Here is a 6,768-nt window from a genome sequence, read left to right as displayed (position 1 = left end):
CCTTACCTCACCAACAAGCTGATAGGCCGCGGGCTCATCCTTCACCGCCGGAGCTTTCAACCACCACTCAGGAGAGTGGAAGTATTATCCGGTATTAGACTCCGTTTCCAGGGCTTGTCCCAGAGTGAAGGGCAGATTGCCCACGTGTTACTCACCCGTTCGCCACTAATCCCCACCGAAGTGGTTCATCGTTCGACTTGCATGTGTTAAGCACGCCGCCAGCGTTCGTCCTGAGCCAGGATCAAACTCTCCGTGAATGTATTCCCGGCTGCGTCTAATTAAAGACTGCGGGACGACACCACGAGAGCGGAACAGTCAGGCGGAATAAGCCCGGCCGTTCACAGCGTCCTCGCTGTGTATTCTTCAAAGGAACCTCGTTCCCGACCGAAACAGATCCGATCGGAGACGGGGTATCAACATATCTGGCGTTGATTTTTGGCACGCTGTTGAGTTCTCAAGGAACGGACGCTTCCTTTGTACTCACCCGAGATCCCAGATCTCGTGGCTTTCCTCCGGGCGCTTCCCTTCGGTGTTTCCGACTTTATCAGAAGATTCTGGGTCGGAATTCCCGTCCCGCTCGGGCTGGTTCCCCATGCACAGTTGTGCCGGGTTCCCGTTCAGGCGGAGCCGTAAACGTACTGGAGCGGGGCGCCTCGATGCAAATCGAGGCGCCCCGCTCCCAGTTGTACGCGTGCGAGGTGTCAGACCTCGACCACGACGGGCAGGATCATCGGCCGGCGGCGGTAAGTGTCCGAGACCCATTTACCCAGCGTGCGGCGGATGAGCTGCTGCATCTGGTGGGGTTCGACGACGCCGTCCTGGGCCGACCTCTCCAGGACCTCGGTGATCCTCGGGAGGACGTCGCTGAAGGCGGAGTCATCGATACCCGAGCCGCGGGCCTGGATGTGCGGACCGCCGGTGATCTTGCCGGTGCTGGAGTCCATCACCACGAAGACCGAGATGATGCCCTCGTCGCCGAGGATCTTGCGGTCCTTGAGCGCAGGCTCGCCGACATCGCCGACGGAGAGGCCGTCGACGTACACGTACCCGGCCTGGACCTTGCCCGAGATCTTGGCCTTGCCCTCGATGAGGTCGACGGCGACGCCGTCCTCGGCGATGACGATGCGGTCGTGCGGGACTCCGGTGAGAGCGCCCAGCTCGGCGTTGGCGCGCAGATGGCGCCATTCGCCGTGGACAGGCATCAGGTTCTTGGGCCTGCAGATGTTGTAGAAGTACAGGAGCTCGCCGGCCGAGGCGTGGCCGGAGACATGCACCTTGGCGTTGCCCTTGTGGACGACGTTGGCGCCCCAGCGGGTCAGGCCGTTGATGACGCGGTAGACCGCGTTCTCGTTGCCGGGGATGAGTGACGAGGCCAGGATCACCGTGTCGCCCTGGACGATACGGATCTGATGGTCCCGGTTGGCCATCCTCGACAGGGCGGCCATCGGCTCGCCCTGCGAACCCGTACAGACCAGCACGACCTCGCCGTCCGGCAGGTCATCGAGCGTCTTGACGTCGACGACCAGGCCCGGCGGGACCTTCAGATAGCCCAGGTCACGGGCGATGCCCATATTGCGGACCATCGAGCGGCCGACAAAGGCGACCCGGCGGCCGTATTCGTGGGCGGCGTCGAGGATCTGCTGGATGCGGTGGATGTGGCTGGCGAAGCTGGCCACGATGATCCGCTTGCGGGCGTTCGCGAAGACCTGACGCAGCACATTCGAGATGTCGCGCTCGGGCGGGACGAAGCCCGGGACCTCGGCGTTCGTCGAGTCCGAGAGAAGGAGGTCGATGCCTTCCTCGCTCAGACGCGCGAACGCGTGTAGATCTGTGAGGCGGCCGTCCAGCGGGAGTTGGTCCATCTTGAAGTCGCCGGTGTGCACCACCATGCCCGCCGGTGTGCGGATGGCGACCGCGAGGGCGTCCGGGATGGAGTGGTTGACCGCCACGAACTCGCAGTCGAAGGGGCCGATGCGTTCGCGGTGGCCCTCCGCGACTTCGAGCGTGTAGGGGCGGATGCGGTGCTCCTGGAGCTTCGCCTCGATGAGGGCGAGGGTCAGCTTGGAGCCGATCAGTGGGATGTCCGGCTTCTCGCGCAGGAGATAGGGGACACCGCCGATGTGGTCCTCGTGGCCGTGCGTGAGGACGATGCCCTCGATGTCGTCGAGGCGGTCCCTGATAGACGTGAAGTCCGGCAGGATCAGGTCGATTCCGGGCTGCTCCTCCTCGGGGAAGAGCACTCCGCAGTCGACGATCAGTAGTCGGCCGCCGTACTCGAAGACCGTCATGTTCCGGCCGATTTCGCCGAGCCCGCCGAGTGGGGTGACCCGGAGGCCGCCCTCGGTGAGCTTCGCCGGGGGGCTCAGTTCAGGATGCGGATGACTCAAAAGACTCTCTCCTCACCACGCGCGCCACGTACCTGGCCGGGCACGTGGCGCGCATGACGTTCGTGCAGTAGCAGTTGTCTTGGTGGTGCAGGCCCTTGGCCTGCAGGTCGTACGTATTCAGTTGTGAAGTCTGTGATCAGAGCTGTACCCCGCCGGCGGCAAGATCGATCTTGAGCTGGGCGGTCTCCTCGGGTGAGAGTCCGACCATGGGCAGGCGCAGCGGTCCGGCGGGCAGGCCCTGGAGGGTGAGCGCGGCCTTGGTGGTCATGACGCCCTGGGTGCGGAACATGCCGGTGAAGACGGGCAGCAGCTTCTGGTGGATCTCGGTGGCCTTCTGGACGTCGCCGCTGATGTACGCGTCGATCATGGCCCGCAGGTCGGGGGTGACGACGTGACCGACGACGGAGACGAAGCCGACTGCCCCCACGGAGAGGAGCGGCAGGTTCAGCATGTCGTCGCCGGAGTACCAGGCGAGGCCGGACCGGGCGATGGCCCAACTGGCGCGGCCGAGGTCGCCCTTGGCGTCCTTGTTCGCGACGATACGCGGGTGCTCGGCCAGGCGCACGATCGTTTCCGAGTTGATCGGTACGCCGCTGCGGCCTGGGATGTCGTAGAGCATGACCGGGAGTTCGGTCGCGTCGGCGATCGCCGTGAAGTGCCGGTACAAACCCTCCTGCGGGGGCTTGTTGTAGTACGGCGTGACCGCGAGGAGGCCGTGCGCGCCCACCTGCTCGGCGGTGCGGGCCAGCTCGATGCTGTGGTGGGTGTAGTTCGTGCCCACTCCGGCGACGACGTGGGCCCGGTCTCCGACCGCTTCCAGTACCGCCCGTACGAGGTCCGCTTTCTCCGCGTCGCTGGTGGTCGGGGACTCGCCGGTGGTGCCGTTGATGATCAGGCCGTCGTTGCCTGCGTCCACCAGGTGGGTGGCGAGCCGCTGCGCGCCGTCCAGGTCGAGAGTTCCGTCCGCCGTGAAGGGCGTGACCATTGCGGTGAGGACCCGCCCGAAGGGGGTCTGCGGAGTGGAGGTCGGAGCCATGGGTAACACGCTACTCGCTGCTCAGCGCGCGGTCTTCCCTCGGGTCGGGCGACAAGTCGCGACAAAGATGGAACCCGGCACTGCCTGCTCGGGGGTTCAAGCAGTGCCGGGTCCGTTTGATCAGGCTAGATGAACTACTCGAAATGCCGCAATACGGACACTTCGCTCGGTTTACCCGTACATCTGTGCCGGATGCCGGGATGGAGTGCGCTACGGCGCTACCCGGCCGTTGCCGTTGAACGCGGCGTACGTGAGGGGCATGAGCTTTGCCCATTCCGCCTCCATCTTCTCGCCGACCATCTCGATCTCCCGCTGAGGGAAGGACGGCACCTTGGCCAGCTCGTGCTGCGTGCGCAGGCCGAGGAAGTGCATCAGGGAGCGGGCGTTGCACGTCGCGTACATCGATGAGTACAGGCCGACGGGGAGGACCGAGCGGGCGACCTCGCGGGCGACGCCGGCGGCCAGCATTTCCCGGTACGCCTCGTACGCGTGCACGTACGAGTCCTGCATGACGCGGCCGACGAGCTCTTGCTGGGCCTGGGTGCCCTCCACGAAGACGTACTTCCCGGGGCGGCCCTCCTGGACGAGCTTGCGGGACTCGTCGGGGACATAGAAGACCGGCTGGAGCTCCCGGTAGCGACCCGATTCCTCGTTGTACGACCAGCCCACGCGGTGGCGCATGAACTCGCGGAAGACGAAGATCGGGGCGCTGATGAAGAAGGTCATCGAGTTGTGCTCGAAAGGGCTGCCGTGCCGGTCCCGCATCAGGAAGTTGATCAGGCCCTTGGAGCGCTCGGGGTCCTTCTTGAGCTCGTCCAGGGACTGCTCCCCGAGGGTCGAGACACGGGCGGCGAACAGCACGTCCGAGTCGGCCGCGCTGTGCTTGACCAACTCGACGGTCACATCGCTGCGGAAGCCGGGCTTGAGGTCGTCGGCGGGGCTGTCGGTCACGGCTTGCGGGGTCCTTCCCATCGCTGGCTCGGGCGGCGCCCACTCTACGGCCCGGCTCTGACAACGGGGCGTTCGGTGGCGGGCTGCGACATTCTTCGCCGAACTTCTGCGAATTCGGTGAAACGCGGCACCTTTTGGGGCGTTCGTTCGTCTGTCTTGGTGAGTACGATCCGTTCGAATCCCCGAGGAGAAGCAGTTTCCATGTTCCGTCGGCGCGAGCCTGTTCCGTTCGCCTTCATCGCCGAAGCCGACAAGTACCGCAGCAACGTCACTCCCCCGCCCCGCGAGCGTGTCTCCGTCGGCGAGATGGCCGGGCGCTGGCTCATCGGCCTCACCATCGTCGCCGGGCTCGCGGGCTCCCTGCTCTTCGGGATGCCTGCTCTGTCGCAGGACCAGTCACCTTCTCAGACACAGCAGTCCGAGGCCTCGAACAGCCGCTGACAGCCGCCTGCAGTCTGGGGCTCATACGGGCCCCCGAGGGTGGTGAGCAGGGACATGGCTAGGTAGCCTCACCAGGCACAGACCGTGCGTGGATTGAGTGAGGATCTGTCGTGCCCCTGCCCTTCCTTACGGCCGACCGCGCGTTCGACGAGGTGACGGACGATCTCCCGCTGCCGTTCGACGACCGCGACCGCTGGCGACGCCCCTACCGGCCCGGCCCGTGGCGGGTCGCCATGGCAGCGCTCCTGCTGCTGCTCGCCTCGTACGTGCTGTTCGCCGCGGTCATCATCGCGGTGGCGGGCACACTGGGCGCGGGCGCGATCGTCTTCGGCGTGGCGCTGTTCGTCATCGGCTGTGCACTGCGGCTGTTGCGGGTGGGCGCGTGGGTGAGCGCCCAGGGGCTGCGTCAGGTGCGCTTCTTCAGTACGCGTACGGCGCCTTGGGCACAGGTCGTGGAGGTGCGCACGGTGCAGCAGCCGGTGCGCTGGCTCGGGCTGCCGCGCACGGTGCAGGGGCAGGCGCTCCTCCTCGTCCGCCGGGACCGGACGGGCGATGAGCCCACGCCGATGCTGACCACGCACAACGCGGACTTCCTGGGGCGCCCCGCGGCCTTCGACCGGGCGGCGGACGGCGTCGAGGTGTGGGCGGACGAGCACCGGCACGCCTGATCGGCAGTGCGAAGGGGCCGGTCCGCGTACGCGCCGGCCCCTTCGTCGTACCTCTCAAGCTCAGGCCTGCACAGTCCTGCCCTCATGCAAGGCGATGGCGCGCTGCATCGCCTTGCGGGCGCGCGCGGTGTCGCGAGCGTCGTGGTAGGCGATCGCGAGGCGGAACCAGCTGCGCCAGTCGTCCGGGGCGTCCTCGGTCTCGGCCTTGCGGCGGGCGAAGACCTCGTCGGCCGAGTCGCGGTCGATGCGGCCGGCCGGGGTGCGCTTCAGCTCGTCGACAGGCAGGCCGCCTTCGGCGTCGAGTTCGGCGGCGAGCCGGTTGGCCTTCCGGACGAACTGGGTGTTCTTCCACAGGAACCACAGGCCGATCACCGGCAGGATGAGGACCGCCACCCCGAAGGTGACCGTCAGGGCCGTTCCGGTCTCGATGAGCATGACCCCACGGCTGCCAACCAGGACGAAGTAGACGACGAGGACGGCGGCCGTGACGGCGTACGTGATCTTTGCGCGCATGGTTGTCTTCCGACCGCTCAGTTCAGGTCCAGGAAGTGTTCCAGGCCGAAGGTGAGGCCGGGGGTGTCCACGACGCGGCGTACGCCGAGCAGGATGCCCGGCATGAAGCTGCTGTGGTGCAGCGAGTCGTGGCGGATGGTGAGGGTCTCGCCCTCGCCGCCGAGGAGCACCTCCTGGTGCGCGAGCAGGCCGCGCATCCGCACCGCGTGTACGGGCACGCCGTCGACGTCCGCCCCGCGGGCGCCGTCCAGTGCCGTCAGCGTGGCGTCGGGCTGCGGGGCACTGCCCGCGCGCTCCCGGGCCGCGGCGATGAGCTGGGCGGTGCGCGTGGCGGTGCCGCTCGGGGCGTCCACCTTGTTCGGGTGGTGCAGCTCGACGACCTCGACGGACTCGAAGTACGGCGCGGCGACCTCCGCGAACTTCATGGTCAGCACGGCACCGATGGAGAAGTTCGGCGCGATCAGCACGCCCGTCTCCGGGGAGGCGGCCAGCGAGGTGTTCAGCTGCGCGAGGCGCTCGTCGGTCCAGCCCGTCGTGCCGACCACGGCGTGGACGCCGTGGCGTACGCAGAAGTCGAGGTTGCCCATGACCGAGGCGGGCGTGGTCAGTTCGACGACAACCTGGGCGCCGGTCTCCACCAGCGTTTCCAGTTTGTCGCCGCTGCCGAGGGCGGCCACCAGCTCCATGTCCTCGGCGGCCTCGACGGCTCGTACCGCCTCGGATCCGATACGGCCCTTGGCGCCGAGGACCGCCACGCGCAGCTTGCTCATGT

7 protein-coding genes and 1 rRNA gene are annotated in these 6,768 nt (G+C 66.9%); 2 read left to right on the top strand and 6 right to left on the bottom strand.

Annotated elements, in window-relative coordinates:
- The 4 genes from ABD357_RS34765 to thyX form a co-directional block, all read right to left on the bottom strand.
- Positions 1-257: ribosomal RNA gene (locus tag ABD357_RS34765) — 16S ribosomal RNA — on the bottom strand; the annotation flags it as partial.
- 444 nt (positions 258-701) lie between these two features.
- Complete coding sequence (locus ABD357_RS34760) at positions 702-2,387, bottom strand: ribonuclease J (RefSeq protein WP_344395220.1); 1,686 nt, start codon at positions 2,385-2,387, stop codon at positions 702-704.
- A 136-nt stretch (positions 2,388-2,523) separates the two neighbouring features.
- Entirely contained in the window at positions 2,524-3,423 is a 900-nt protein-coding gene (gene dapA / locus ABD357_RS34755) for a 4-hydroxy-tetrahydrodipicolinate synthase (protein WP_344395219.1), read from the bottom strand.
- Positions 3,424-3,633: 210 nt separating this feature from the next.
- Complete coding sequence (gene thyX / locus ABD357_RS34750; RefSeq protein WP_344395218.1) at positions 3,634-4,374, bottom strand: FAD-dependent thymidylate synthase; 741 nt, start codon at positions 4,372-4,374, stop codon at positions 3,634-3,636.
- Between the two features lie 201 nt (positions 4,375-4,575).
- Between thyX and ABD357_RS34745 the strand changes: the two genes are divergently transcribed.
- Together ABD357_RS34745 and ABD357_RS34740 are read left to right on the top strand one after the other, a co-directional pair.
- Positions 4,576-4,815 carry a hypothetical protein gene (locus tag ABD357_RS34745; RefSeq protein ID WP_344395217.1) on the top strand — a complete coding sequence of 80 codons (240 nt, stop codon included), beginning with the start codon at positions 4,576-4,578 and terminating at the stop codon, positions 4,813-4,815.
- A gap of 110 nt (positions 4,816-4,925) precedes the next feature.
- On the top strand, positions 4,926-5,483 hold the full coding sequence (locus ABD357_RS34740; RefSeq protein WP_344395216.1) for a PH domain-containing protein: 558 nt from the start codon (positions 4,926-4,928) through the stop codon (positions 5,481-5,483).
- Between the two features lie 60 nt (positions 5,484-5,543).
- On the opposite strand, the gene ABD357_RS34735 is transcribed toward ABD357_RS34740, so the two are convergent.
- Positions 5,544-5,996 (bottom strand): tetratricopeptide repeat protein, encoded by a 453-nt coding sequence (locus tag ABD357_RS34735; RefSeq protein ID WP_344395215.1) that lies wholly within the window; start codon positions 5,994-5,996, stop codon positions 5,544-5,546.
- 17 nt (positions 5,997-6,013) lie between these two features.
- Complete coding sequence (gene dapB / locus ABD357_RS34730) at positions 6,014-6,766, bottom strand: 4-hydroxy-tetrahydrodipicolinate reductase (protein ID WP_344395214.1); 753 nt, start codon at positions 6,764-6,766, stop codon at positions 6,014-6,016.
- Positions 6,767-6,768: the final 2 nt, after the last annotated feature.

Origin of the sequence: Streptomyces vastus (assembly GCF_039532825.1) — a bacterium.
Classification (GTDB): Bacteria; Actinomycetota; Actinomycetes; order Streptomycetales; family Streptomycetaceae; genus Streptomyces; species Streptomyces vastus.
The sequence above is the reverse complement of the archived record's forward strand: the minus strand, read 5'-3'. Positions and strand labels throughout refer to the sequence as shown.

Excerpts from the sequence above, each read along its gene's own strand:
- dapB (WP_344395214.1), bottom strand. The coding sequence starts at position 6,766 with ATGAGCAAGCTGCGCGTGGCGGTCCTCGGCGCCAAGGGCCGTATCGGA.
- dapA (WP_344395219.1), bottom strand. The coding sequence starts at position 3,423 with ATGGCTCCGACCTCCACTCCGCAGACCCCCTTCGGGCGGGTCCTCACC.
- ABD357_RS34745 (WP_344395217.1), top strand. The coding sequence starts at position 4,576 with ATGTTCCGTCGGCGCGAGCCTGTTCCGTTCGCCTTCATCGCCGAAGCC.
- ABD357_RS34735 (WP_344395215.1), bottom strand. The coding sequence starts at position 5,996 with ATGCGCGCAAAGATCACGTACGCCGTCACGGCCGCCGTCCTCGTCGTC.